Raw genomic sequence first — 26,311 nt, 5'->3', positions numbered from 1 at the left:
ACCCGAGTAATCCTCATAAAACAACTACGCTAAATCGCTGACTACTGTTTAAATAGTTTGGAGAATCGAAGCAATCGTGACTGCCAACAACACCACGGCTTATGAGCCCCTGCAGCGAATCTTGCTGCCCAAGCGCGGCGAACCCTTTGACGTACGCATGCTCTACCTCATCGAGGCGGAGCAAAACCGCGAGCGCTTAAGCTGGACAAACCGCACCGCCGTGACCATCCCGGCCGGCGAGGAAGCCTCCTTTGAAACCTACTTCAACGCCTTCCCAGCCTCCTACTGGCGCCGCTGGTCGCAATTGCGCTCGGTGGTCCTAAGCCTGGAGATCGAGGGCCAGGCCAACGTGTCTTTGTACCGTTCTAAACAGGATGGCCAGCGCATCTCCGTGGCCAACCACCTCGTGGGTACGGGTCACCACGAGTTTGAGCTGCCGCTGAAGAACTTCGAGGACGGCGGCTGGCTGTGGTTCGATGTCACCGCGGAAAAAGAAACCACGTTGTCGGATGCAGCCTGGTGCTCCCCGCAGGCCCCGGCGGCGCAGACGCTTCCCGATGGCACCGAGCTCGCCCCTTCCGAAAAGCGCGTCGCCGTCGGCATTCCCACCTTCAACCGCCCCACGGATGCCGTCGCCGCCCTGCAGGCGCTGGCAGAAGATCCCGTGGTGGATGAGATCATTGACTTCGTCCTCATGCCAGACCAAGGCAATCAGCACCCCGCCGATGAGCCCGGTTACGACGAAGCGGTAACGCACTTTGGCGATCGCTTCCGCGAATTCCGCCAGGGTAACCTCGGCGGTTCCGGCGGTTATTCCCGCATCATGTACGAGGCGCTGGAGAACACCGATTCGCCCTTCATCTTGTACATGGACGATGACATTGCCATCGAGCCGGACTCCGTGCTGCGCGCGGTACAGGCCGCGCGCTATGCGGAAAAGCCGATCATCGTTGGTGGACAGATGCTCAACCTGCAGGAGCGCTCCCAGCTGCGCACCACCGGTGAGCAGGTCAATCGCTCCGACTTCATGTGGGGCGCGGCCCCGCACGCCGTGTACGACCACGACTTTGCCAAGTACCCGCTGCGCGCCATCGGCACGCAGGAGACCCGCCTGGATCCAAAGAAGTACGATTCCCGCGACCTGCACCGCCGCGTGGACGTGGAATACAACGGCTGGTGGATGTGCCTCTTCCCGCGCGTGGTGGCAGAGACCAACGGCCAGCCACTGCCGCTATTTATCAAGTGGGACGATACCGAGTACTCGTTGCGCGCCGCCCGCAATGGCTTCCCCACGGTGACCTGGCCGGGCGCTGCCATTTGGCACATGGCCTGGGCGGATAAGGACGATGCCATTGACTGGCAGGCCTATTTCCACCTGCGCAACCGCCTGATCGTGGCCTCGCTGTACCACGATGGCGCGGTATCCGGCATTACCAGGTCCATCTTTAAGTCCACGCTCAAGCACACCATGTGCATGGAATACTCCACCATGGCCATCCAAATCGAGGCCATGAAGGATTTTCTGGCGGGGCCGGACCGCCTCTTCGATATCTTGGATACCTCGTTGCCGCGCATCGCGGAGATCCGCAAGAACTACTCGGACGCGGTCATCATCGAGTCCGCGGACCAGCTGCCGGCGCCGACCGGCGCGCCGGGCGTTCCCACCCGCAATGTGGGCGGGCGCCTGGGCAAGGTCAAAAAGCTGCCATGGGCGGCCAAGGGCCTCAAGCACCTGCTGAGCAAGGAGGATCCGGCGCACCACGCGGCACCGCAGCTAAACCTCACCCCAGAAGAGGCGCGCTGGTTCACCCTCTCCCGCCTGGATTCCGCCACCGTATCCACCGCCGGCGGCACGGGCGTGGCCTTCCGCAAGCGCGACCGCGATTTGGCCAAGGAGCTTATCGCTGAAACCCGTGGCCTGTTGAAGGAAATTGAAGAAAACTTCGATGACCTGCGGGCACGCTACCGCGCCGCGTTGCCAGAATTGACCGCGCGGTCCTCCTGGAAGAAGGTTTTTGATGCCCAATAAGCTTTCCATCGCAGAATCCCGCGTCCTGGAATCCATCCAGAACGCCGCCTTTGATGTGCCGGGAGTGCTGCCCACCGCCCGCGGATTAAGCCACTTGGGCGAGCACGCCCTGGGCTGGTTGGGCAGCGCGGCCTTAGGCGCCAGCTTGGACAAAAAGCGCCGGGAAGACTGGATTCGGATCGGTGCCGCAGCGTTTATCGCGCATGCGGCAAGCGTGGTGCTCAAGCGCATCGTGCGGCGCAAGCGGCCCGACTATTCCTACGTGCGCGTTGGGGTCAAGACTCCCTCGCGCCTGTCCTTCCCGTCCTCGCATGCCACCTCCACCACCGCCTTCTTGGTGGGCCTTTCCCGCCTGACGGGGTCCAAGGTTCCGCTTATGGGAGTGCCGGTGATGATGGCATCGCGTATGGTGCTCGGGGTGCATTATCCAACCGATACCGTCGCGGGCGCAGCCATTGGCGCTGCCACCGCGCGGGCAATGACGAAGGAGAAAGACGCATGAGTGAGGCTGAGAATCAGCACTTTCTCTATTCGGAGCCGCATACGTCCGGTGTCGATACCGGCCGCAAGCGCAAGCCGCCGAAGAATTTGGCCGATGGCATGGTCAAGGCCCTGCGCCCGAAGCAATGGGTAAAAAACATCCTCGTGCTGGCCGCGCCCGCCGCGGCCGGTGCGGACTCGCTCTTTCATGGGCGCGTGCTTGTCGATGTCCTCCTAGCCTTCATCGTCTTCTGCCTCGGCGCCTCTTCCATCTACCTAATCAATGACGCCAAGGATTGGCGCGAGGACCAGGAGCACCCCACCAAGCGCTTCCGCCCGATCGCCTCGGGTGTGCTGCCCATCAAGGTGGCCTATGTCATGGCCGTGGTGTTCGTTGGCCTGTCCATTGGGCTGTCCTTCTTGGCCACGGCGGGGCTAGAGCTCGCCATCGTCATGGCGGTCTACATTGCCCTGCAGCTGGGCTATTGCTTTGGCTGGAAGCACATTCCAGTCATCGATATCGCGCTGGTCTCCTCCGGATTCATGCTGCGCACCATGGCTGGCGGCGTGGCGGCCGATATTGAGCTTTCGCAATGGTTCTTGCTGGTCGCCGCCTTTGGTTCCCTCTTTATGGCCTCCGGTAAACGCTATGCCGAAATCCTGCTGGTGGAAAAGACCGGTGCGAAAATCCGCAAGTCCCTGCAGGGCTATACGCCAACCTACCTGCGCTTTGTGTGGACGCTAGCGGCTACCGCCGTGGTGATCTTCTACTCCCTGTGGGGCTTTGAGCTGGCTAATGCCGCAACCTCCGGTGGCGTGTGGTACCAGATTTCCATGGTGCCGTTTACCATCGCCATCCTGCGCTATGCCGCCGACGTGGACCGCGGTCAAGGTGGTGCGCCGGAAGAAATCGCGTTGGGGGACCGCACCCTGCAATTCCTCGCCATCGCCTGGCTGGCTTGTATCGCCATGGCCGTCTACGTCATGCCATTGGTCTAGGCAGCGGCGGATTTTCGATGTAGCAAATTCCGATCGGACTGATACACTCTATCCTCGTGTTTAACACCGATAACAAGGCCCTCGCGCGCTGGAGCATTCCAGCCTCGGCTCTTGTCATCGGTGTTTTGTCTTTGTGGGGCGGTTTCGCCCGCCGCTGGATTTCCGATGATGGGCTTATCGTCCTGCGCACCGTCCGCAACCTAGAGGCCGGTAACGGTCCGGTATTCAATGTGGGCGAGCGCGTTGAGGCCAATACCTCCACGCTGTGGCAATACCTCATCTTAGCGGTGCGGTGGGTCAGCAATGCTGAACTAGAATCCATCGCCATCTACCTCGGGCTGGTCCTAGCCGTGGCGGCGATGGTGCTGGGCACGTGGGCATCGGCAAGCATGCACTCCGGCATCGTGCTCCCGGCCGGCGCCTTGGTTTATGTGGCGCTGCCGCCGGCGCGTGACTTTTTTACCTCCGGCCTGGAATGGGGCCTGTGCCTATTTTACCTGGCCATGCTGTGGTGGCTGCTGCTGCAGTGGGCGCGCCCGCACCGCCACGAGCGAGGGAATTCCGCCGCGTATTGGCTCGCCTTTTGGGCCGGGCTGTCCTGGCTCATCCGCCCCGAGCTGGCACTGTACGGCGGCATCGTTGGAATCGTGCTGTTGATTTCCACGCGCTCGTGGAAAGTGCTGGCCATCGCCCTGCCGCTGCCCTTGGGCTACCAGATTTTCCGCATGGGATATTACGGCCTATTGACCCCGCATACGGCGGTGGCGAAATCCGCCAGCGGCTCCGAATGGGGAAAGGGCTTTACCTACCTCGGTGATTTCATTGGGCCCTACTGGTTGGTGCTGCCGCTTGCCGTGCTGGTGGTAGCCGCACTCTGGAAGGCTGAGCTGCGCCCGCCGCAGCTGCGCTCTACCGCAAGCGCCGTCTACCTCTTTGTCGGCACCGCGGTGCTGCACACCCTGTATGTCCTGCGCGTGGGCGGCGATTTTATGCACGGCCGCATGCTGCTTTTGCCGCTTTTTGCCGCGCTGCTTCCCATTTTTGTGGTGAACCTGCGGTTGTGGGTGGCCTCGGCCGCCTGCGGGGTGTGGGCCATTGTCATTGCGCTGCGCGGGCACCCGGTGGATCCAGCCGTCTATGACAGTGATATTTCCATTGTGGACGAGCGCGATTTTTGGACCCACGCCACGCAGATGGATACACCGCCCCGCCACCACGAAGAATTCCTGCGCAGGGAGATGATGCACGGCTATACGGACGCGATTAAGGAGCTGGAGGACGGCGATGCCATGACCTTCCGCTACCTGCAAGACGATGGCAGCCCCTCCTGGCTGGCTACCGAGGGGGATCCTTCGCGCACGGATCCGCCCACGGTCTATTTCTTGAACCTGGGGCTTACCTCCATGAATGCCCCGTTGGATGTGCGCGTGCTCGATGAGATTGGCCTGAGCAACCCGTTGGCCGCGCGCCAGCCCCGCATCGAGGGCGGGCGGATTGGCCACGATAAGAGTCTGGGCATGCCGTGGCAGGTGGCGGATTCCGCGGCCGATATTGATTCCGTACCGTTCTGGATTGATAAGGACGCGGCCCGCAAGGCCCGCACCGCGCTTAACGATGCCGATTTTCAGGAACTCTTTGCTACGTACAGGGATCCCTTAACTTGGGGCCGATTCTGGGAAAATATTAAATTTTCCCTGACAGACGGGCGGACGCTTTCCTTCTCTTCCGATCCGGGGTCTTACCTGGACTGATGGGGGAAGATGCAACATTTGGCCCGGGAGTGCATTAGACTGCTTGCTAGTTAGGCTTCTCGCGTCGGGATGTTAACGGTTCACAGATTCCGAGCGATAAAGCTAAGTGACAATTACCAAATACTTTGTGAAGGAGAAAGATGACTGCATCTATTAGGGGTCGCGTCCTTTCGGTCATCATGGCAGTCGCCGTAGCGCTGGGTCTTGCCGTAGTGGCAGGCGGCACCCAGCAGGCGCACGCAGCTCACCGCGATTTCTTGCGTGCGGACAATACTGGCACGTGCGAGTGGGACCAGGTGGGCTGGTGGGTCCAGCGCTGCGACGTGTGGTCTCAGTCGATGGGCCGCAATATCCCAGTGCAGATCCAGCCCGCAAAGAATGGCGGCAACGCTGGCCTGTACCTCTTGGACGGACTGCGTGCGACCGACCGCACCAACGCGTGGGTCAATGACGTCAACGCGGCACGTACCTACGAGCCGCACAACATCACCCTGGTCATGCCGGTAGGCGGCGAGTCTTCCTTCTACGCTGACTGGCAGGCACCCGCTAAGTACGACCCGAACGAGCCGGTCAACTACAAGTGGGAGACCTTCCTGACCAGCGAGCTTCCCGCCTACTTGGAGAGCAACTTCGGCGTGGCCCGCAATAATAACTCCATTGCTGGCCTGTCCATGGGCGCTGGTTCTGCCTTGACCTTGGCCGCAAAGCACAATGACCAGTTCCGCCAGGCGCTGTCCTTCTCTGGCTACCTGACCACGACGGTTCCGGGCGCGCAGACCTTCATGCGCTTTGCCATGCTGGATGCCGGTGGGTTCAACATCAACGCGATGTACGGCTCGCTGTTTAACCCGAAGCGTTTCCAGAATGACCCCTTGCTGCTCATCCCGCAGCTGCGCAATACCGATGTCTACATCTCCGCCGCAACCGGTATCCCGGGCGACCTTGACCGCCAGCGCTACCTCCCAGAGCACCAAGCAGCCGGTGCTGCCCTTGAGGTCGGTTCCCGCATCACCACCCACGTCTGGGAAGGTGCAGCTCGCCTGCAGGGCCTGAACCCGACCGTGGACTACCCGGCACAGGGTCTGCACAACTGGCTGCAGTTTGGCTACCAGCTGGAGAAGTCGAAGCCGCAGGTTCTCAACGTTATGAACGCTTGGTAAAAGCCGCTTAACGCTTTCGTCCCCTACCTTGTAGTAGGGGACTTTTTGCGTCTGTAATAGGGCTTGAGTTCAGCCTCGTCCGAACCGCAATAAATGGTGATATAAATTGCCTCCGGCGTGTCAGCCTTTCTTAAGCCTCAAGTTCAACTTAAACTTAAGCGCACAATAGACAGCTCACGCCGCAGGCGGCAGTCCGGAGGAGGGGAACCTTCGGAATGTAGCCGCGGTAAATCTTCAAGGACGTTTACCTATGCGCAAAAACACTTCCCCGGGCAAGGCCCGCAAGGGGCTTGCGGTAGCAGCCGTACCGACCGCCATCGCCGTTGGACTGGCCCTGCTGCCCAATGCCACAGCCCAAAGCTCACTTGGTGATATTAGCTCTGCTCAGCCAGGCGGTGGCGGCAGCCTGTCTGACCACTTTGCGCCCAAGGAACCGCCGGCTCGTACCCCAGTGGAGACCGAGTACCCAGAGGTAGAGGGCCTGCCGGATGGCGTAAAGATCAACCGTGTGGAGTACCTGTCCAACCGCCACCTGATGGTCTATATCAAGTCCGCAGCGATGCCGGATCAAGAGCAAAAGGTGCAGATCCAGCTCGCGCGCGACTGGTATTCGCAGCCGGAAAAGAAGTTCCCTGAGGTATGGGCACTCGACGGCCTGCGCGCCCGCGATGACGAGTCCGGCTGGACCATTGAGACCAATATCCTCAACCAGTACGCGGACCGCAACGTCAACCTCATCATGCCGGTGGGCGGCGAATCCTCCTTCTACTCCGACTGGCAGCAGCCGGATGCAGGCAAGAACTACAAGTGGGAGACCTTCCTGACCAAGGAATTGGTTCCCATCTTGGATAAGGAATACCGCTCCAACCAGAAGCGCGCGGTCACTGGGCTGTCCATGGGCGGTACCGCTGCGATCAACCTGGCGGAGCGCAACCCGTACCTGTTTGGTTTCGTGGGCTCGTTCTCCGGCTACCTTGATACGACCACCCGCGGCATGCCGCAGGCCATCATGGCTGCGCAGCGCGATGCCGGTGGCTTCGATTCCCGCAAGATGTGGGGCGAGCCGGGCTCGCAGGACTGGATTGACCACGATCCAAAGCTGGGCATCGAAAACCTCAAGGACATGCAGGTCTATGTCTCTGCCGGTAACGGCAAGGATGACTTTGGCAATGCCACCTCCGTGGCCAAGGGCCAGGCAAGCTTGGCCGGCATGGGCTTGGAGGTCATCTCCCGTATGTCCACCCAGACCTTCGTGGATTACGCGAAGCGCGCCAATGTGGAGCCTGTGGTGCAATTCCGCCCCTCCGGCGTGCACAGCTGGGAATTCTGGCAATTTGAGATGCAAAATGCATGGCCCTACATTGCGGATGCCCTCAACATTGACAAGGCCGACCGCGGTGCGGACTGTCAGACCGAAGGCGAGATCGCCAAGGCCACCAAGGAAGGCCACATCGGTTCCTGCCTGAATAACGAATATGACGTTGCCGATAAGGGCAAGGCACAAGACTTCGAAACCGGTACGGCGTACTGGTCCCCGGAGACCGGTGCGCACGCCCTGCACGGCCGCATTGGCGCCCGCTATGCGGAAATCGGTGGCCCTACCTCCTGGTTGGGCTTCCCGAAGTCCGATGAACTTAAGACGCCAGATGGCAAGGGACGCTTCGTGCACTTTGAACACGGTTCCATTTACTGGAGCCCAGAGACCGGCGCCTGGGAAATTACCAGCGACATGTTTAAGAAGTGGGGCGAGAAGGGCTACGAAGGCGGCGATCTGAAGTACCCGACCGGCGCGGTCAAGAAGGTGGGCGAAGGCTTTACCCAGGAATTCCAAAACGGCATTCTGACCCGCAACCCGGACGGCAAGAACCAGGTGTCCTTTGGTGCCATTGGCAAAAAGTACAAGGATATGGGCGGTGTCGAATCCCCACTGGGCTTCCCCACGGACGGCGAGAAGAAGGTCGAGGGCGGCTTCTTCCAGGAGTTTGAACATGGCTCCATCTACTGGTCCCCAGAATCCGGCGCGCACTACATCTTGAAGGGCGCCATCATGGATGAATGGGGTAAGAAGGGCTGGGAGCACGGCGAATTTGGCTGGCCCACCTCTGATTACTCCGAAATCGCAGCTGGTGGATTGAAGCAGGAGTTCCAGCACGGAACGATCAGTGAAGTCATGGGCCGCGTACAGACTGAAAAGAAGTAAGCATGCGTAAATTAGCCCTCGTAGGAGCGGTCTTATGCCTCGGCTTGGCAGGGTGTGACTCTGCCACCGTGGATAGTGACTCCGGCAATGACACTTCGGTGGCGCCGCTGTCGCGCGAAAAGACCTCCGAAGAATCGACCACGAGCAGTAGCGAGTCTGCATCTCGCAGTGCTTCCTCCTCGCAGGAGCCCTCCGAGTCCAAGGACGATTCCAAGGGCTCCGCTGAGCCGCGGAACGGCTCTGGTTCCGCGAACTCCCCGGAGGACCGCGGTGCCCGCGAGATCTCTGAAATCCCGTCCGCGCAGCTGCCCAAGGAAGAGGCTGCGTATCTGGATTCGTTGAAGGATGCAGGCGTGAACGTCGATGGGGTAGAAGATCAGCTCCTCGGTGCTGGCCAGGGCGCTTGCGGCGAGGATGAAATCACCATTCCCGCAGTGGCCGGGCAACTGATTGAGCAGCAACGCTCTGATAAGGACTTTGACGAGCTCACCAAGCTGCTGCAGGACAACGCACGTTCAGCACTTTGCTAGCTTCCTTTGAGGTTTTCCGGGTACAACTAGTTCATGCGAAAAATCATTACCGTCGTTGCCGTCCTCGCCCTCCTTGTTGTGATCGGCGCGGGGGCGGTGCATTACCTCACGACCTCGGACTCGGCGGGGCCTAGCGCCCCCGAGGAGTCAGAGTCTGCGGCACCACCGGAGCAACCCCAGCCGGATTGGTGCCCGGCCGTGGAGTTTATTTCCGCGCCAGGAACCTGGGAATCCGCGGCCGACGATGATCCCCTCAACCCTTCTGCTAATCCGCGCTCATTCATGCTGTCTATTACGCAGCCGTTGCGGGAGGCCTACGGGGATGATGTGAAGGTGTGGACCCTTCCGTATACTGCGCAATTTAAAAATATCAATGCGCAGGAGGAGATGAGCTACGACGATTCCCGCAATGAGGGCACCGCGAAGATGAATGAAGAGCTGCGCGGCATGCACGATAGCTGCCCACAGACCAAGTTCATTTTGAGCGGATTTTCCCAAGGCGCGGTCATCGCCGGCGATGTGGCCGATGATATTGGCGGTGGCGAAGGCGTGATCCCCGCGGAAAATATCGCGGGCGTGGCGCTGATCGCAGATGGCCGGCGTGAAAACGGCGTGGGCCAAAATCCAGGCCACGCGCTCGGCGGAATCGGTGCCGAGATTGCCTTGGAGCCCGTCTCCGGGCTCGTCCAGCCCATCGTGCCCGGAGCTACCATGCGCGGCGCGCGCCCGCACGGCTTCGGCGAGCTCGCGGATAGGACCTTCCAAATCTGTGCCCCAGATGATTCCGTGTGCGATGCGCCCACCGGCGTGGGCAATGGTTTGGAACGCGCCAAGGACTTGATCGGGGCCAATGGGGTGCACGCGCAGTACGCCAGCAACGACGGCGTGATTGATGGGACTACTGCGAACCAGTGGGTCGTGGATTGGGCACATCGGGTGATTGATGCCGTGTAACATGAGGCGCTACAACATCGATATTTTTTAAAACAAAACCATTTACCAAAGGAGAATCGATGGATATACAGCAACTCATGGGGAAGTTCTTTGATGCCGAGGGCAATATCGCCCTCCCGGCAGAGCTCACCTTGGCGGGCCTGGCGGAGACCCTCTACCAAGCAGAGACGGATACCTCGCAGGTTGTAATCCGCCAGTGGCTCTACGATGAGGGAGATACCTTCCGTGAGCTCAACCGCCAAGAGATCAATACACGGATCAAAGTGGTGGCAGGGCGCCTGCAACAGGTCGCAGAACCCGGTACCCGTGTGGCCATCCTGGCGGGCAACTCCCCCGAGTACCTCTTCGGTTTCTTGGGCGCGATGTACGCGGGAATGACCCCGATTCCGCTCTATGATCCGAATGAGCCAGGCCACGCGGATCACCTCAAGGCGGTCTTTGCTGACTGCGAGCCCACCGTTGTGTTGACCAACCGCGTATCGGCCGCAGCGGTGCGCACCTATTTCTCCACCGAGCGGGAGCGCCCGCGCGTCATCTCCATCAATGCGCTGCCAGATTCCTTGGCGGCGTCGTGGAAGCCGGTTGCCGGCGAGGGCGTGGAATCCACCGCCTTCTTGCAGTACACCTCCGGCTCAACGCGCACCCCTGCCGGCGTGGAGCTGAGCAACCGCGCGATCCTGGTCAATGTGCTGCAGATCTTCCACGCGATCAACATGCAGTTCCCGCCGCGCGTGGTCTCGTGGCTGCCGATGCACCACGATATGGGCATCATCTTGGCGCTATTCACCACGATCCTGGGCATCGAATTGGATTTGATGACCCCGCGCGATTTCATCCAGCACCCCAACCGGTGGGTTGAGCGCATCAGCCGCCAGCCGGGTGAGGAGAAGAAGACCTATACCGCCGTGCCCAATTTCGCCCTGGAATTGGCCGCGCGCTACGGCAAGGACGCGGATTTCTCCAACGTCGATGGCATCCTCATTGGTTCTGAGCCGGTGACGGAACCGGCGGTGCAGAAATTCCTGGACACCTTCAGCGTCGAGCGCTCCGTGCTGCGCCCTTCCTATGGTTTGGCGGAAGCCACCCTCATCGTTTCTACCGCACAGGGTGACAAGCGCCCGATCATCTCCCACTTCAACCGCGAGAAATTGGCGGACGGTAAGGCGGTTATTGAAGAAAAGTCTGCGGCAACGGTTGCCTTCGCCTCTAATGGCCAGGGCGTCTCGTTCCAGCACCTGGCCATCGTGGATCCTGAAACCAGGGCCGAGGTCCCAGAGGGCACCATTGGTGAAATCTGGGTGCATGGGCAAAATATGGCAACGGGCTATCTCAACCGCCCAGAAGAAACCGCGGCTACCTTCCGCAATACCCTGGGCGAGCGCATCCAGGATGGCCTGCCGGAGGATGATTGGTGGATGGCCACCGGCGATCTCGCCACCATCATCGAGGGCGAGCTGTATATCACCGGGCGGCTTAAGGATCTCATCGTCGTCGCCGGGCGCAACCACTACCCGCAAGATATTGAAGGCACCGTGCAGGACGCATCCGCGCACGTGCGCCCAGATTCCGTCGCCGCCTTTGCCGTAGAGGGCGAAAACTCAGAGTCCTTGGTTCTCTTGGTGGAGCGCGCCGATGACGCGGATCCATCTGGCGATGCCGCCGCCGGTGAGGCGATTCGCACGGCCGTGACGAAGAATCACGGCATTACCCCGAGCGATATCGTGTGGAAGGCACCGGGCGAAATTAAGCGCACCTCCTCGCATAAGATTGCCCGCCGCGTGGCAAAAAAGGACTACCAAGCTTAAAGCCGGATTCGGACGTTAAGTTAACAAGGTGACAAAATAGAGCGATATAGGTATTTGTCGTTCTATTAACCCCACTAGGAAAGACGGTTTATGACCATCGAGCAACTTCGTGCATGGCTGCGTGACTGGGTATCCCAGGCCACGGGCGTTGCCGCCACAGAGATTTTAGATTCCACCCCACTGGAAAATTATGGTCTTTCCTCACGAGATGCCGTAGTGCTATCGGGTGAATTAGAAAATCTCTTAGGCACGCGGCTCGATGCCACGGTGGCGTATGAGTACCCCACGATTGAGCTCCTAGCCAATCGCCTGCTCACTGAGCCCGCGGGGCGGCGCGACGATGCCCCGCGCGTGCAGCACTCGACTCGCGCTGCGCAGGGTACTGATATTGCGGTTATCGGCTTGTCCGGCCGTTTCCCAGGCGCCAAAGACGTGCCGGAATTTTGGACCATGCTCGCGGAATCGCGCGCGGGCACGGGGCCGCTGCCGGTGGGGCGGTGGTCTGAGTACAGCGCGGATCCGGTAATGAGCGAGAAGATCGCGCAGCAAAATACCGATGGCGGTTATATCGATGATGTTGCATCCTTTGATGCGGAGTTCTTCGGCCTATCGCCGTTGGAGGCCGCGAACATGGATCCGCAGCAGCGCATCCTGCTCGAGTTGGTATGGCACGCGCTGGAGAACGCTGGCCTTCCTGCCAATGAGCTGCGCGGCACGCACACGGGCGTGTACATGGGCTCGACCAATAATGATTACGGCATGCTGATTACCGCCGATCCCACGGAGATGCACCCTTATGCGCTTACGGGTAATTCCTCGGCAGTCGTCGCCAACCGCATTTCCTATGCCCTGGATTTCCGCGGTCCATCCATCAATGTGGACACGGCCTGCTCGTCTTCCTTGGTTGCGGTCGACCATGCCATCAAGGATCTGCGCACCGGCGCCGCCGATGTAGCGCTGGCAGGTGGCGTGAATATCTTGGCCGCTCCGCACGCCTCCACCGCCTTTTCGGAATTGGGTGTCACCTCTCCTACCGGCGCCATTCATGCTTTTTCCGATGACGCCGATGGCATCGTGCGTGCCGATGCCGCCGGCGTGCTGGTGCTCAAGCGCCTAGAGGACGCGGAGGCCGATGGTGATGAAATCCTAGCCGTCCTCAAGGGCTCTGCCGTCAATTCTGATGGCCACTCGAATGGCCTGACCGCACCCAATCCAGAAGCGCAAGAAGACGTGCTGCGCCGCGCCTACGCGGATGCGGGCGTGGCGCCCGAGGACGTAGATTATGTGGAGGCCCACGGTACGGGCACCATCTTGGGCGATCCCATCGAGGCCAGCGCGCTCGGTCGCGTGCTGGGCGCTGGGCGCGGCATCGAATCGCCCGTGCTCTTGGGCTCTGCCAAGACCAATATTGGCCACTCCGAATCCGCAGCGGGCGTCGTGGGCCTTATCAAGGTCATCGAGGCCATGCGGCACGATATTATCCCCGCGAATATCAATTACGCTGGCCCGAACCGCTATATCGATTTCGTGGCCGAGCGCCTCGAGGTCGTTGAAGACCCGCGCGAGTGGCCGGAATACTCCGGGAAAAAGGTGGCCGGCGTATCGGGCTTTGGCTTTGGCGGCACGAATGCCCACGTCGTCTTGACGGATTACCAGGGCACCCCGCGTACCAGCGAGCCGCAGCTATCCACCGACACGGTGGCGCTGCCGGTCTCCGGCCTCTTGCCCTCCCGCCGCGCGCGTGCGGCGGGGCTGCTCGCGGATTTCTTAGAGGCAGAACAGCCAGACTTGGCCGATGTAGCGCGCACGGTCGCGCGCCGCAACCACGCGCGCTCGCGCGCCGTCGTCATGGCCAGCTCCATTGAAGAGGCCATTAAGCGCCTGCGCCAGGTGGCCGAGGGCAAGGTGTCTGTCGGCATCGCCGCGGCGGATTCCCCGCAGGTGCAGGGGCCGGTCTTCGTGTACTCCGGCTTTGGTTCCCAACACCGCAAGATGGCAAAGGACATGATGGCTCTCTCGCCGCTGTTTAGCGCGCGGCTGAAAGAACTCGACGAGGTCGTTGATTTCGAGTCGGGCTGGTCCATCCTGGATATCGTTGAAGACGACTCCCAAACTTATGACACGGAAACGGCGCAGGTTGCCATCACCGCCATCCAGATTGCACTGACGGACCTATTGGCCTCCTTCGGCGTGCGCCCAGCGGGCGTTATGGGCATGTCCATGGGCGAGATCGCCGCGGCCTATGCCGCGGGTGGCATTTCCGCGCAGGATGCGATGATCATTGCCTGCCACCGCGCGCGCTTGATGGGTGAGGGAGAGGCATCGCTAAGCGAGGCTGACCAAGGCGCCATGGCCGTGGTCGAGCTGTCCGCCGAGGACATCGCCGCCCTCGATGTATCCATCGAACCAGCCGTCTATACCGGCCCCGGCATGACCACCGTGGGTGGGCCGCGCCAGGCGGTACTGGACCTGGTGGAAAAACTCGATGGGGAAGGAAAATTCGCCCGCGCGCTCAACGTGAAGGCGGCGGGGCATACCTCCGCCGTCGATCCGATTTTGGGCGAGCTCGAAGCGGCCATCGCCGGCATGGAGGCCCACCCGCTGCACACAACGCTCTTTTCCTCCGTGGATAAGGGCGAGGTCTACCGCCCCGGCGCCACCGTCCACGATGAGGATTACTGGCTGCGCATGACCCGGTACCCTGTGTATCTGCAGGACGCTACGGAACAGGCCTTTGCCGCAGGCCACACCCAGCTGGTGGAGATTTCGCCGAACCCGGTGGCGCTCATGGGGCTTATGTCTACCGCGTTTGCCGTGGGCAAGGCCGATGCGCAATTGCTGTATAGCCTAAAGCGCAAGGTGGATCCCACCGAGTCCTTGTTGGATCTATTGAGCAAGCTCTACGTAACCGGAACCCCGGTGAATTTTGCCGCCGTAGTGGGCTCGGGCGCGCAGGCAGAAGCGCCGTATACCCAGTTCAACCGCCAGCGCTTCTGGACCAATGCGCGGCCCTCGGCTGGGGTCTCCGGTCTGCCCGGTACTCGCGTGAACCTGCCGGAGGGCAAGGTGGCTTTTTCCACCAACGCGGATCAGGCCCCGTCCACGCTGGCCATCGTGGAGGCCGCCGCAGAAGCGGTGCAGCCTGGGGCACACATCGTGGCCGCGGAGGAACACCGCGATCTCCCGCCGTACGGGGAAATTACCACCGTGGTCACCACGTCCATCGGCGGCATGTCCATCGCCGTCTACAGCGTGCAGGAGACCCGGACTGAGCTCTTGGCGGAAGGTTTTGCCTCCGGCCTGGACTTGGGCGCGGGTGCGATCCCTGGGGTCGCGGCGGTGCCAGAGGGCAGCGCCGCCCCGGAGCCGACTGCCGATGACGCGGGTGTAGACGCGGTGCGTTGGGATCCGCGGCAAGAGACCGTCGAGGACCGCCTGGCGCTTATCGTGTCCGAATCCATGGGCTATGACGTCTCGGATCTGCCGCGCGAGCTGCCGCTGATTGACTTGGGCCTCGATTCCCTGATGGGCATGCGCATTAAAAACCGCGTGGAAAATGACTTCCAGATTCCACCGCTGCAGGTGCAGGCGCTTCGCGATGCCTCCTTGGCAGACGTCATCACCATGGTCGAGGAGGCCGTTGCCGGCGGCCGCATAGATAATAGTGAGAACAGTGCCGATGCTGCTCCGGCTACCGAGTCCGCGTCCGCAGCAGACGAGACCACCCAAGACTCGGAGCAGGGCGTGGGCGTCGCCCCGCGCGATGCCTCTGAGCGCATGGTCTTTGGCACGTGGGCAAGCATTACCGGCAAGGCCCCGGCGGGCGTGACCTCGCCGCTTCCGGAAATCTCTGCAGAAGTGGCCGCACAGATTGCCCAGCGCTTGCGCGATCGTGCCCACATCGATGTCACCGCGCAGCAGGTCCTCGACGCTGAGGCGCTGGAAACCTTGGCTGACCTGGTCCGTGAGGGCCTTGAGACCGAGGTGGAAGGCAATATTCGCGTCCTGCGCGAGGCCGATGGCCCAGCCGTATTCATGTTCCACCCGGCCGGTGGAACCACGGTGGTTTACCAGCCGCTGACCCGTCGGTTGCCAGCGGATGTCGCCGTCTACGGCGTGGAAAGGATTGAAGGCTCCTTAGAAGAGCGAGCCGCCGCCTATATCGAGGACATCGTTCGCTATGCGCGCGGCCGCAAGGTCGTCCTGGGCGGCTGGTCCTTTGGCGGCGCCTTGGCCTATGAGGTGGCCTACCAGCTGGCGGAGCGCAGCAAGCGCGGGGAGGAGAGCGCCGAGGTCGCGTTCATCGCTTTGCTCGATACCACGCAGCCTTCCCACCCGGCACCGGATACGCCGGAAGAAACCCGCGCCCGGTGGGAGCGCTACGCCGCCTTTGCCAAGAAGACCTATGGCCTGGACTTCGAGCCGCCGTACGAGATGCTGGAAACCATGGGCGAGGATGCCTTGATGACCATGCTGGCGGAATTCTTGGCCACGACGGATGCCTCCGAACACGGCCTTTCCGCCGGCGTCTTGGAGCACCAGCGGGCGTCCTTCGTGGATAACCAGATTCTGGCCAAGATCGATTTCCACCGCTGGGCCGATGTCAGTGTTCCCGTGCTGCTTTTCCGCTCCGAGCGGATGCATGACGGTGCGATCGAGCTGGAGCCGCGCTACGCTGAGGTTGATCCGGATGGCGGCTGGGGCGTTATCGTTAAGGATCTAGATATTGTGCAGCTGCCCGGCGATCACTTGGCAGTGCCGGACGAGCCAGCCATTGGCACCGTGGGCAAGCATATGAACGATTGGATCGAGGAGAAGATACGTGGCGGCCAAGCAAACAACCGCTGAGAAGCTCGCTGACCTGCGCAAGCGCCTAGAAGAGGCGCAAGATCCAGGCAGCGAGCGTTCCCGCACACGCCGCGACGAGGCAGGCCGTACCACCCCTCGCCAGCGCATCAACGAGCTCTTGGATGAAGGTTCCTTCGTCGAAACCGGCTCCTTGGGCAAGACCCCGGGTGACCCGGAGGCCATCTATTCCGATGGCGTGGTCACAGGCTATGGCCGCGTATCCGGCCGGCCCGTGTGCATCTATGCCCACGATAAGACGGTCTACGGCGGTTCCGTGGGTGTGACTTTTGGTAAGAAGGTCACTGAGATCATGGATATGGCCATCAAGATTGGCTGCCCGGTCATCGGTATCCAAGATTCCGGCGGCGCCCGCATTCAAGACGCGGTGACTTCGCTAGCCATGTACTCCGAAATCGCCCGCCGCCAGCTGCCGCTATCTGGCCGCAGCCCGCAGATTTCCATCATGATGGGTAAATCCGCCGGCGGCGCGGTCTACGCGCCGGTGACCACTGACTTTGTCATCGCCGTGGATGAGGAAGCGGAAATGTATGTCACCGGCCCCAATGTCATCCGTGAGGTTACCGGTGAAGACGTCACCTCCGCTGAGTTGGGCGGCGCCCGCCAGCAGGAGCTCAACGGCAACGTCTCCGCCGTGGTGGATTCTGAGGAAGACGCCTTTGACATGGTGCGCGATATTTTGGATCACCTGCCGCTGACCTGCTTTGATGAGTCGCCGATCTTTCCCGCGCCTTCTGATGCCGAAATCACCGAGGACGAGGATCTGAATTCCTTCATGCCGGATGACACCAACGCCGGCTACGACATGATGGAATTGCTCACCCAGCTTGGCGATGACGATGAGCTCATTGAAATCCAAGAAAACTTCGCGCCGAATATGATCACCGCCTTTGGCCGCATCGACGGCAAAACGGTCGGCTTTGTGGCCAATAACCCCATGCACTTGGCCGGCTGCATCGATGCCGATGCCGCCGATAAGGGCGCGCGCTTCATCCGTATCTGCGATGCCTACAATGTCCCGCTCGTCTTCGTCGTCGATACGCCGGGCTACCTGCCGGGCGTGGAGCAGGAGAAGGTGGGTCTGATTCACCGCGGTGCGAAATTCGCCTTCGCCGTCGTGGAAGCGACCGTGCCGAAGGTCTCGCTCATCGTGCGCAAGGCGTATGGCGGTGCCTATGCCGTCATGGGGTCGAAGAACCTGAGTGGCGATATTAACTTGGCGTGGCCTACCGCGCAGATCGCGGTCATGGGTGCGGCCGCGGCAGTCGTGATGATTGCAGGCAAGCAGCTCGAGGCCGCCGAGACCCCTGAGCAGCGCGAGATGACCAAGAAGATGTTCATGGACTTCTACGATGAGACCATGACGGCACCTTACGTGGCAGCGGAACGCGGCTACCTCGATGCCATGATTCAACCGAATCAATCGCGCATTGCGCTGCGCCAGGCGCTGCGGCAATTGGCCACGAAATCTGCGCATGACCTGCCCAAAAAGCACAATATTGCACCGATGTAACGCGGTGCTATGGCGTTGCGATACCTAAATAAGAGTTTCGTGACAGTTGAAGGAGAAAACCTTGTTTGCTTTGTCCAGCGCATTCGACCTGATTGGTGAAATCATCGGCTACATTTACTGGGCCTACAACCAGATCGCAGCAGGCGTGCCATTCAAGCTGCCGTTCTAAGCTGAGAACGTTCGCACAGATTTAAGGCTCCGAGGCTAGACGGCAGGATGCGTGGTTGAGGTTGGCTCGTTAGTGGGTCTGGGCTAGTGGTACTAGCCCTTTTCACTCTTCTACGGTGATAACCGGTCTTTGACTGGGAAATACCGTACACAACTTCCTGCTGTGCTAGCCGGTTCGGATCACGATGAAAGGATGAGTAAAAATCATCCTCGATACTCTGTTTGTGGCGGGGATGGTCAAGTCCGTAGAAGTGGTGTATCTGTTCTTTCTGAATCGAGGACAGACATGTAGCGCTTTTGCTGGATCCAATCATCATGTTGTTCGGCTAGAATAGAGCCGACCGCGCGGATCACAGACCTGCGGCTAAGGAAGAGCCCTACAATGTCGGTACGCCGCCGGATTTCCGGATTCAGTCGTTTTGTCGGTGGTCAGGCCCATTTAACGATCAAGTGTGAAGGAGGCCTAATGAACAGGCATAAAATATCTCCTAATGCGATTGTCGTTGCACTATTTGGGCTGGCAATTTCAGGTTATGTCGGCATCGCAAACAAGTCGATCCTCGGGTTTCTCATCCTCATACTGCTCACCATAGTTGGAGCAGTACTGGTCAATCGCATCAAAAACAGGCATCAGGAATAACCGGCGAGTAAAATCGTCTGCCGGACGCTAAGCCTTGTCGTCAACCTGGCGTAACGCTTTGGCATCGTTTATTTCTGCGTTGTTTGGCGTGGATTCCGGGCTCTCCTGCCCTCGGAGATGAACTCTGTTTGGTGGCTACCTGATACCTGGCCCGGTCGGGCTGGCACAATTGTAATCTACGACCATGCTACGTACTGGGAACAGTTCACACGCGATGGTGTGGCCGTCTAAGAGAACAATGCGTTTACTTTCCGGGGTCAGGCCCAAATTCTGAAGTGCGGAATGGAAGATCTATGTGGATAGATATCGAACAAATCGATATTGGCCGATTAGCAATAAAGCTGTCGGTGGCACTAAACAAATGGATAGCTGAAGAAAACAGCTATAAAAACAAGACAGATATAGCTCCATTATTCATAGTGCAATGTCCTTCTCATTTCGAGATCGCCCTTATCCTCCGTGTTAAAGCCCTAAAACAGACGGCAATCGTAGGATATGAGGCAGGCTACCAACGCTATACATGGTCACCTTATTTATACGACGAAATCGCTGATTCGATTGTTTTCGATACATTAGCCGGCGACTATCCGATCCTTAAAGCAGATTTTTCCGAACCGGACAAAATTGTATGGGCTGGAGCAAAAGAAGCTACAGATGCAAAAGCGCAGTCCATCGGAGATTTCTTAAGCTACTATGAGGACTTAAATGAGCGTGCTAAGGAAAGAATCTGGATCAATAAGGATCTCCCTTTAGAGAACCTCTTGTAAAGTAGGAGCAAAATGAGTTCATATAAAGACATCACCACTTTCTCTACTCCCATGCTCGTCAAGTCTCTGAATACGTTGCAGATTTCTGCGGGAGAGGAAAACGGCGAGTGGGGCTCCCAATTTCCGCAAGGTGTTGCCATCTTCGTTCCCGAGGGTGAGTATTTCACTGTTCGCATTGAGTCTTTTGGAGCAATCCCGTCGGATAAGAAGCTGGTGGCAATGAACGCTATTAATGCGACGAATGACAACCTGGCTTTCGGCAAAGTGGTTCCTAACCTCATCGAGGGACGCCGGACGATTGTATTCCGCAATCACTTCAACTTCACCCAAGGCGTGTCCCAATTTCAGCTGGATGCGCTAATCGACGCTAGCCTGCAGGTTGGGTTCGATGCGCTGGGAACGATCGAAGAACTTTTTGAAGGGGCGGAGTAAGACCATGGGATTGTTTGGAAAGAAGCAGCCAGCATTGCGTGAAGCATCCGTCGAATCTATTGGGGAGGCACTTTCTACTCAGGGGCTTAGCTGCTCGCAGCTGTCGACTGGTGGATTGCTGACTCAGGTCAATGGGGTTCCTGTCTACATCGTTGATCAGGACACGAACATTGGTATTGGTGGGATGATCCAGGCTCGTCAGTCCGAAGCAGCGGATCTTAATTGGATCAGCGACTTTAATAATCGTGCGCTGTGGCCGGTTGTTTTCCGTGCAGACCAGCAGACTGCGAGTGTTATCCACGCTGAGCATCGAATCATCAAAGGCGTTGAGTACTCCGAAGCACAGCTGCGTGACGAAGCTTTACTTGGAGCCCAGATTGTTGCGGAAACCTTGCTGCGCTATAGCGAAGAGCATCCACAGTAGGTCGCTAGCCAATGAAACTCTCGGTGTGAGCAAACAAGTGCGATGAGTTTTTGAAAACAGGATGCGACGATTAATCCACTACGAGTAGTTATAGGTTTGGTGCTGCCGCGGAAGTCGCGCCCGCGACCTCCTTGCCCCGTGTGATTGCCACGTCCTAGTGCTCGTTTGCATGTGCACGCCCTAACGTTTTGAGCGCGTTCTGTTGCTCATACTGATACGCGAATGCGCCGGCGCATTGCCGGACAAAAGCGCCCTGCTATCTGCTCACAGGTGTTCACGCCCCTGATCGCGACCTATGGCCGCTAGTGCGCCTAGTTTCATGCTAGAGAAGAAAGACCGAGTTCAACTATTTCATGGTTACCCCACGAGATCGGAAAGGAAAGCTTTTTCACTTAACGGGCAACCCCATCGGAGCCTTTTCATGGCGTAAGGGAGCAGTATTTACTGGCTTCCCTCCTCGTGCTGTAGCGCAGCGTCAATAGCTTTTACTGATTCGATGATGTGCGGAATAGTGCCGGTCGGGTGAGTGTGGGCGTTATTTGGGATGAAAGTGACATCGGCGCCGCGCTCAGTCCATTCATTTACGAGCTGTTCAGCAGTAGAGTACGGAATCACGTCATCACCGCGGCCATGCGTAATGACGACTGGAATCGCGGGAGCAGCGTAGCCAATATGCTGCTCTGCCAGCATCGATTTGAAAGGCTCACTGTCAATGAAGTCTTGCACGGTTCTGCCATCGTTGCTGATCCGCTCAACGGTAGTGCCGGCGGTCTTAAGGAGCCCCATGGTACAAGTATTCGTCGCATCCTGTAGCTTTCTTGCGCCCCGGTCATTGAGATGCGAGTACAGATCCTCGCCATAGGAGTTGCTTAGCCCTAGAAGGGCATACGACTCGAAGAGGAAATACAAGGAGCCGTCGAGGGTAGAAGGCAACAGCGTAAGGTCTGTTGGCGCAGCACCGATAGTCGCAAGCTTGATGTTGAGCTCCGGAGCATAGTCGTCATATAGCTCGGCAGCAGCGGCAGCAGCTCCACCGCCTTGGGAGTAGCCATTGATAAATACTGGGTTGGTTTCGTTAATGTCCCAGCCTTCTAGTTGCTGCGCAGCTCGAATACTGTCGAGGACTGTATGGCCTTGGGATGCGCGATCCATGTACGTGTGCATACCAGGGGTGCCAAGCCCTTCATAGTCGGTGAGTACTACGGCATAGCCCTTCTTCAGGTACTGATGGAAATAGAACTGCTCGTAGTCTCCAACCCCGTCTGCAAGTTTACGGGAGGCGGCACAACGGTCCGCTAATCCTTGAGTACCCGGTGCAAATGCCACGACAGGGCGTGGGCCTTCTCCGCCCCACTCGGTTTTAGGCTCAATGACCATTCCGCTTACTTGGATCTTTTCTCCAGAGCGGTTGGTGGAAGAATAGAGTATGCGGTCTGCCTTATAAGGGCCGACGTTGCTGATGCCAAGTGGATTTTTGGGGTTGCGCACAGATTCTGATCGGAAGAGCTGTCCAGGCTCCGAGGAGTCGAGTTCTACTGGATCGTGGTAGAAAGCGGTGTATTGATCTCCGATATGGTCACCTGGACCCAAGAGCCCTGATGAAAGGGGAGGGAGTTTGGAGGCTTCTTCGGCCATTGATGCCGCCTCTTGTGAATCTTCAGCGGGTCCTGAGCTTTTAAGTGCCTCGTCAATAAAAGAGGATTCTGAAAGCTCTGAATGCTCTTCAACTGGTGGAGCCGATTCGGCGGAATCGATAGCGCCGGCGACAGGGGAAGCGGCAGTCATGAGAACCCCTGAGGCCACAAGCGCTAGATAATTACGTGTTGCAGCTTTCACTACGGGAACCTTTCAACTTCTTGTGGGGATAATTGAGCGGTATCCGATTCTGAAGTTCTGTACTCGGATACGGGCAATTATTCACTAAAAGCTTTTCCCGGACTATTAGTGTTAACTGCTATTTCGAGCTGATTACCCCCATAAGGGGTAGGTTTGACGGCTTGAAGTCAAAAATTTGCTGAATTGATTTGACTGATGCGCGTTCTAGGGTAAGTCGCTTTTTACGATCTGCTACTTGCGGGCAAATAGCCGCCAGCCAAAGAAGAACAGGGCGGACATCACGGTCGCCACGATGAGGAAGCTCCAATGCGGCAGGCGGCCATTGACCATGATCCACAGGGCCATTCCGCCGATGATGGCGGATAGCCAGACTACGACGCCCTCTTTCCACTTGCCCTGGACCTTTGTGGCGAGGATGATGGCCCAGCCGATGAGCGCGCCTACCGCCCAGGGCCAGAAGGCATCGACCCAGCCGGAAAAGCTCAAACCGCCGTGAGCGAGGCGAGCGGCGATGGCAAAAATCATCAAGGCGATGATGTCAATGAGTGGAGCAATACGCGTGGAAGTCATACGGTTTCCTTTTCTTTTTCTTTACGGGATAGCGCGGCGTAGGTAATGCCCTTGCGGGCATAGTGCCAGAAATAAATGACCCAGCCAATAGCGGTGATGAAGGCAAAAGAGATAAGGCGGTAGATGATCGCCGTGCTGGTGGCATCGACTGCGGTCATGCCCGTGGCCACGAGCGTGGCGATTATCGCTGCTTCCACTGTGCCGAGACCCGCCGGGGTGACTTGAGCGGAGCCGGCCAGCTTGGCAGTGAGATAAGCCAGCGCGACGCCGGCGATGGTGGTGGTGTTATCGGCCGAATCGGTCGTGGGCATCTGGCCGGTTACGGCCCATACGCAGCCCCAGAGCGCGACCATGTCGATTAACCGGTTGGCCAAGGAGTAGAACGATGCCCAGGCGAATTGCCGGCGGGTGAGGTGCACTTCCTTGAGGCTTTCCACGTGCTCGAGCAGGGCTTCGCGCTTCGAGCCTTTGAGCAGCCGCTGCTTTTTTACCCAGCGCTCCAGCGTTTCGGGGTTGTTGCTTAGCCAGAAGAGCCCGCCGGAGAGCGCCAGCATTACCGCCAACGTGCCGATGAGGGACCACAAGGCCATATCGGCGTTAAGGAAGAGCACGCCGCCAAGCCCAATAAGCACCAACCACAAGGTGGAAATGGCCGATGACAGCACGAAGAACCAACCGCACAGGACCACCGAGGCGCCCCAGGTGCGCTGCACGTGGAAGGTCAAAATGGCAGAAAAGGCGGGGCCGGCGGGCATGGTGGTGGACCAGGAATTGGATGCAAAGGTAAGGGCGGCGGTTTCCGTGGCCTCAACCTCCACCCCACCGGCGCGGATGAGCAGGCGCATGACCTCGCCCATCGCCACGACGGAAATAATAGAGGCAACGACCACGAGGGTTACCGGCCCCGGTTCGGCGTGGGAGAGCCGTGAGAAGCCTTCGCTCAAAAAGTCCAGCTCATCGCGGAAGACGTAGATGAGGATGGCCAGCACTATGAGCGAGGCGATAACTTGCAGCCAATTTTTCAATTATTTATCTCCTTCAAGGCGCCGCTTTAACTCACTGAAGGGAATGGTCTTCCCACGGCGGGTGGTACCACCAGAAAGCCTAGTGGTCATGTGGTGCAGCCAGCTAGGTGCCCACCAGTTATCCTCGCGCAGCAGGTGCATGACGGCGGGGACGAGGAGCATGCGGACAATTGTGGCATCGATAAGCAGCGCAAAAATCATGCCGTACGCGATGTATTTCATCATCACGATATCGGAGAAGCCGAAGGCGCCCGCCACCACGATCATAATCAGGGCTGCCGCCGTGATGATGCCGCCGGTATGCGCGGTGCCTGCGGCGATGGCCTCGTCCGTGGAATCGCCGCGCCGCCGGGCCTCCACCATGCGGGAGACCAAAAAGACCTCGTAGTCGGTGGACAGGCCATAGATGATGGCGATGATGAGCACCAGAATGGGGCTCATGAGCGGGCCGGGCGAGAAGTTCAGCGCGCCAGAGCCCACGCCGATGACGAACATGAGCGTCAGGATGCCCAGGGTGGCACCCAGGGTCAGAAGCGTCATGACAATGGCCTTAATTGGCAGCACGAAAGAGCCAAAGACTAATGCCATGAGGATGAAGGTGGCGAGGACGACGTACAGCGCCATCCACGGCAGCTTGTGGAAGAGTGCATCGAGCGATTCCACCTCCATGGCTGGCGTGCCGCCGACATACAGGTTGACGCCCTCGGGCGCTTTAACATCCTCGAGCTCGTGGACGATCCGTGCGTAGTCTTCGCGGTCCTTAATGCCGGCCGAAAGGACCGTGGTTCCGTCCATGGTGGCGGTCGATGGCCCCATGGGCTCGGTAAGGCCGTCGAGGCCGCGGACTTGCATGACGACATCGACAAGCTGCTCGTTGGTGGCATTTTCCACCACGAGCTTGACCGGCTCGGTGCGGAAGGCGGGGAACTCGTCGTTGAAGGTATCCTGCGCCACGCGGGTGTCGTGGTTGGGCGGCAGGTAGGTCTCGTTGATGCCGCCGAAGGTGATGCTCATGATCGGCAGTGCGAGCGCGATGAGGAGGCCGCAGATGGCCAGGGTCAGGCCTTTGGCGCGGCGCATGGCCCAGCGCGGCAGCTTGTACCACCAGGTGTCCTGAATGGTGCGGGCCGTGCGGGAGGTGCGGCGCACCGACCACAGATCGATCTTGGGCCCGAGCATGCCAAACAGGGCCGGCAAGACGGTGACGGACAGCAGGGCCGCCAGGCCGACGGCGGAAATCGAGCCATAGGCAACGGACTTCAAGAAGGCCTGGGGGAAGAGGAAGAGCCCGGAGAGCGCGACGGCGACCATCGCCGCGGAAAAGACGACGGTCTGCCCGGCGGTGGCGGTGGTGGTGGCCACGGCATCCTTGGTGGAGCTTCCCTTGTCCAGTTCCTCGCGGAAGCGGGAGACCATAAATAGGCCGTAATCGATGGCCAGGCCCAGCCCCAGCAGCGTGACCACTGCCTGGGCAAAGACGTTGACCTGCAGGAAACCGGCCAGGATGGCCAAAATGCCCAGCGAACCCAGGATGGATAGGCCACCGACGATAAGCGGCATGAACGCCGCTACTACGGAACCAAAGACCACCAGAAGCAGCAGGCCAACGAGCGGGAGCGCGGCCTTTTCCGCGCGCGCAATATCTTCTGCCATGCCTTCATCGAGGGCGTCCGCCACGGCCGTAGCGCCGGCAACCTTGACCGGCGCGGAGGTATCCGTCAGCGCGCCCTCGATGGCGCGGAAATCCTTCAGGGTTTGTTCATCATCGCCCTTGAGCCCAATAGCGGCAAAGGCCAGCGAGTGATCATCGTTGACCAGGTTGGGGTTCTTACTATCGAAATAGCTGGTGACAGAGTCAATCTGATCTGGGTAGTCCTCTTTGAGCTGCGCCAAGTGCTCCTTGGCGGCATCGAAATTCTCATCGGGCGAGCTAAAGAGCAAAATCACGTCGCCGGAATTATCGCGGCCGAACGTTTCTTGTTCGATTTGCGCCGCGCTTGTCGATGCCGCATTCGGGTCCTCCCAGCCCTCCTGGCTCATGCGTTCCTCGAGCTGGGTTCCAAAGCCTACGAAGAGGGCAAGGATGGCACCGAGGATGACGATGGGAATGACCTTGCGGTGTGCGTAGGAAAATCGTCCCCATTTTTCAAACATGTGGGGTA

19 protein-coding genes and 1 pseudogene are annotated in these 26,311 nt (G+C 59.3%); 15 read left to right on the top strand and 5 right to left on the bottom strand.

From position 1 onward, the window contains the following. The first annotated feature begins 76 nt into the window (after positions 1–76). From ACP8IT_RS10990 to ACP8IT_RS10940, 11 genes are all read left to right on the top strand, one after another. A complete protein-coding gene (locus ACP8IT_RS10990) occupies positions 77–2,029 on the top strand; it encodes a glycosyltransferase (protein ID WP_490290105.1) in 1,953 nt (650 codons plus the stop codon). Then, positions 2,019–2,531 carry a phosphatase PAP2 family protein gene (locus ACP8IT_RS10985; protein WP_490290104.1) on the top strand — a complete coding sequence of 171 codons (513 nt, stop codon included), beginning with the start codon at positions 2,019–2,021 and terminating at the stop codon, positions 2,529–2,531. The genes ACP8IT_RS10990 and ACP8IT_RS10985 overlap by 11 nt, the downstream gene beginning before the upstream one ends. After that, entirely contained in the window at positions 2,528–3,508 is a 981-nt protein-coding gene (locus tag ACP8IT_RS10980) for a decaprenyl-phosphate phosphoribosyltransferase (RefSeq protein WP_490290103.1), read from the top strand. The genes ACP8IT_RS10985 and ACP8IT_RS10980 overlap by 4 nt, the downstream gene beginning before the upstream one ends. 56 nt (positions 3,509–3,564) lie before the next feature. After that, positions 3,565–5,259: an arabinofuranosyltransferase AftB family protein gene (locus ACP8IT_RS10975; RefSeq protein WP_288746849.1), complete on the top strand. Its 1,695-nt coding sequence runs from the start codon at positions 3,565–3,567 to the stop codon at positions 5,257–5,259. A 140-nt stretch (positions 5,260–5,399) separates the two neighbouring features. Then, the gene (locus tag ACP8IT_RS10970; protein ID WP_005279732.1) at positions 5,400–6,419 is read left to right on the top strand and encodes an alpha/beta hydrolase; all 1,020 of its coding nucleotides are present in this window, start codon (positions 5,400–5,402) and stop codon (positions 6,417–6,419) included. Between the two features lie 250 nt (positions 6,420–6,669). Then, entirely contained in the window at positions 6,670–8,619 is a 1,950-nt protein-coding gene (locus ACP8IT_RS10965) for an alpha/beta hydrolase-fold protein (RefSeq protein ID WP_005285234.1), read from the top strand. A 2-nt stretch (positions 8,620–8,621) separates the two neighbouring features. Continuing rightward, positions 8,622–9,149: a hypothetical protein gene (locus ACP8IT_RS10960; RefSeq protein ID WP_005285231.1), complete on the top strand. Its 528-nt coding sequence runs from the start codon at positions 8,622–8,624 to the stop codon at positions 9,147–9,149. A gap of 33 nt (positions 9,150–9,182) precedes the next feature. Beyond that, a complete protein-coding gene (locus tag ACP8IT_RS10955; RefSeq protein WP_005285228.1) occupies positions 9,183–10,103 on the top strand; it encodes a cutinase family protein in 921 nt (306 codons plus the stop codon). A 59-nt stretch (positions 10,104–10,162) separates the two neighbouring features. After that, positions 10,163–11,908: a FadD32-like long-chain-fatty-acid--AMP ligase gene (locus ACP8IT_RS10950; RefSeq protein WP_284623331.1), complete on the top strand. Its 1,746-nt coding sequence runs from the start codon at positions 10,163–10,165 to the stop codon at positions 11,906–11,908. A gap of 90 nt (positions 11,909–11,998) precedes the next feature. Further along, complete coding sequence (locus ACP8IT_RS10945) at positions 11,999–16,756, top strand: beta-ketoacyl synthase N-terminal-like domain-containing protein (RefSeq protein ID WP_490290102.1); 4,758 nt, start codon at positions 11,999–12,001, stop codon at positions 16,754–16,756. Beyond that, on the top strand, positions 16,731–18,287 hold the full coding sequence (locus ACP8IT_RS10940) for an acyl-CoA carboxylase subunit beta (protein WP_490290101.1): 1,557 nt from the start codon (positions 16,731–16,733) through the stop codon (positions 18,285–18,287). Before ACP8IT_RS10945 ends, ACP8IT_RS10940 begins: the two co-directional genes overlap by 26 nt. Positions 18,288–18,692: 405 nt before the next feature. On the opposite strand, the pseudogene ACP8IT_RS10935 reads toward ACP8IT_RS10940, so the two are convergent. Continuing rightward, a pseudogene (locus tag ACP8IT_RS10935) lies at positions 18,693–18,881 on the bottom strand (transposase); the annotation flags it as partial. On the opposite strand from ACP8IT_RS10935, the gene ACP8IT_RS10930 reads away from it, so the two are divergent. From ACP8IT_RS10930 to ACP8IT_RS10915, 4 genes are all read left to right on the top strand, one after another. Beyond that, positions 18,838–19,095 carry a hypothetical protein gene (locus tag ACP8IT_RS10930; protein ID WP_167530832.1) on the top strand — a complete coding sequence of 86 codons (258 nt, stop codon included), beginning with the start codon at positions 18,838–18,840 and terminating at the stop codon, positions 19,093–19,095. The pseudogene ACP8IT_RS10935 and the gene ACP8IT_RS10930 overlap by 44 nt on opposite strands. Before the next feature lie 293 nt (positions 19,096–19,388). Next, positions 19,389–19,862 carry a hypothetical protein gene (locus tag ACP8IT_RS10925; RefSeq protein ID WP_005279744.1) on the top strand — a complete coding sequence of 158 codons (474 nt, stop codon included), beginning with the start codon at positions 19,389–19,391 and terminating at the stop codon, positions 19,860–19,862. A gap of 12 nt (positions 19,863–19,874) precedes the next feature. After that, positions 19,875–20,294 (top strand): hypothetical protein, encoded by a 420-nt coding sequence (locus tag ACP8IT_RS10920; protein ID WP_023018120.1) that lies wholly within the window; start codon positions 19,875–19,877, stop codon positions 20,292–20,294. A 4-nt stretch (positions 20,295–20,298) separates the two neighbouring features. Further along, positions 20,299–20,718, top strand: a complete 420-nt coding sequence (locus tag ACP8IT_RS10915; RefSeq protein ID WP_005279748.1) for a hypothetical protein — start codon at positions 20,299–20,301, stop codon at positions 20,716–20,718. Between the two features lie 441 nt (positions 20,719–21,159). Here the strand turns inward: ACP8IT_RS10915 and lipS1 are convergent, their stop codons facing one another. The 4 genes from lipS1 to ACP8IT_RS10895 all read right to left on the bottom strand — a co-directional run bounded on the left by lipS1 (position 21,160) and on the right by ACP8IT_RS10895 (position 26,303). Continuing rightward, positions 21,160–22,554, bottom strand: coding sequence for a triacylglycerol lipase LipS1 (lipS1, locus tag ACP8IT_RS10910; protein WP_490290100.1), 1,395 nt, complete (start codon positions 22,552–22,554; stop codon positions 21,160–21,162). 231 nt (positions 22,555–22,785) lie between these two features. Next, a complete protein-coding gene (locus tag ACP8IT_RS10905; protein WP_005279751.1) occupies positions 22,786–23,124 on the bottom strand; it encodes a DUF3054 domain-containing protein in 339 nt (112 codons plus the stop codon). Then, positions 23,121–24,149, bottom strand: a complete 1,029-nt coding sequence (locus tag ACP8IT_RS10900) for a lysylphosphatidylglycerol synthase transmembrane domain-containing protein (RefSeq protein ID WP_237801546.1) — start codon at positions 24,147–24,149, stop codon at positions 23,121–23,123. The genes ACP8IT_RS10905 and ACP8IT_RS10900 overlap by 4 nt, the downstream gene beginning before the upstream one ends. Further along, on the bottom strand, positions 24,150–26,303 hold the full coding sequence (locus ACP8IT_RS10895) for an MMPL family transporter (RefSeq protein WP_490290099.1): 2,154 nt from the start codon (positions 26,301–26,303) through the stop codon (positions 24,150–24,152). Positions 26,304–26,311: the final 8 nt, after the last annotated feature.

Source organism: Corynebacterium sp. LaCa_23 (genome assembly GCF_058182375.1).
The sequence above is the reverse complement of the archived record's forward strand: the minus strand, read 5'-3'. Positions and strand labels throughout refer to the sequence as shown.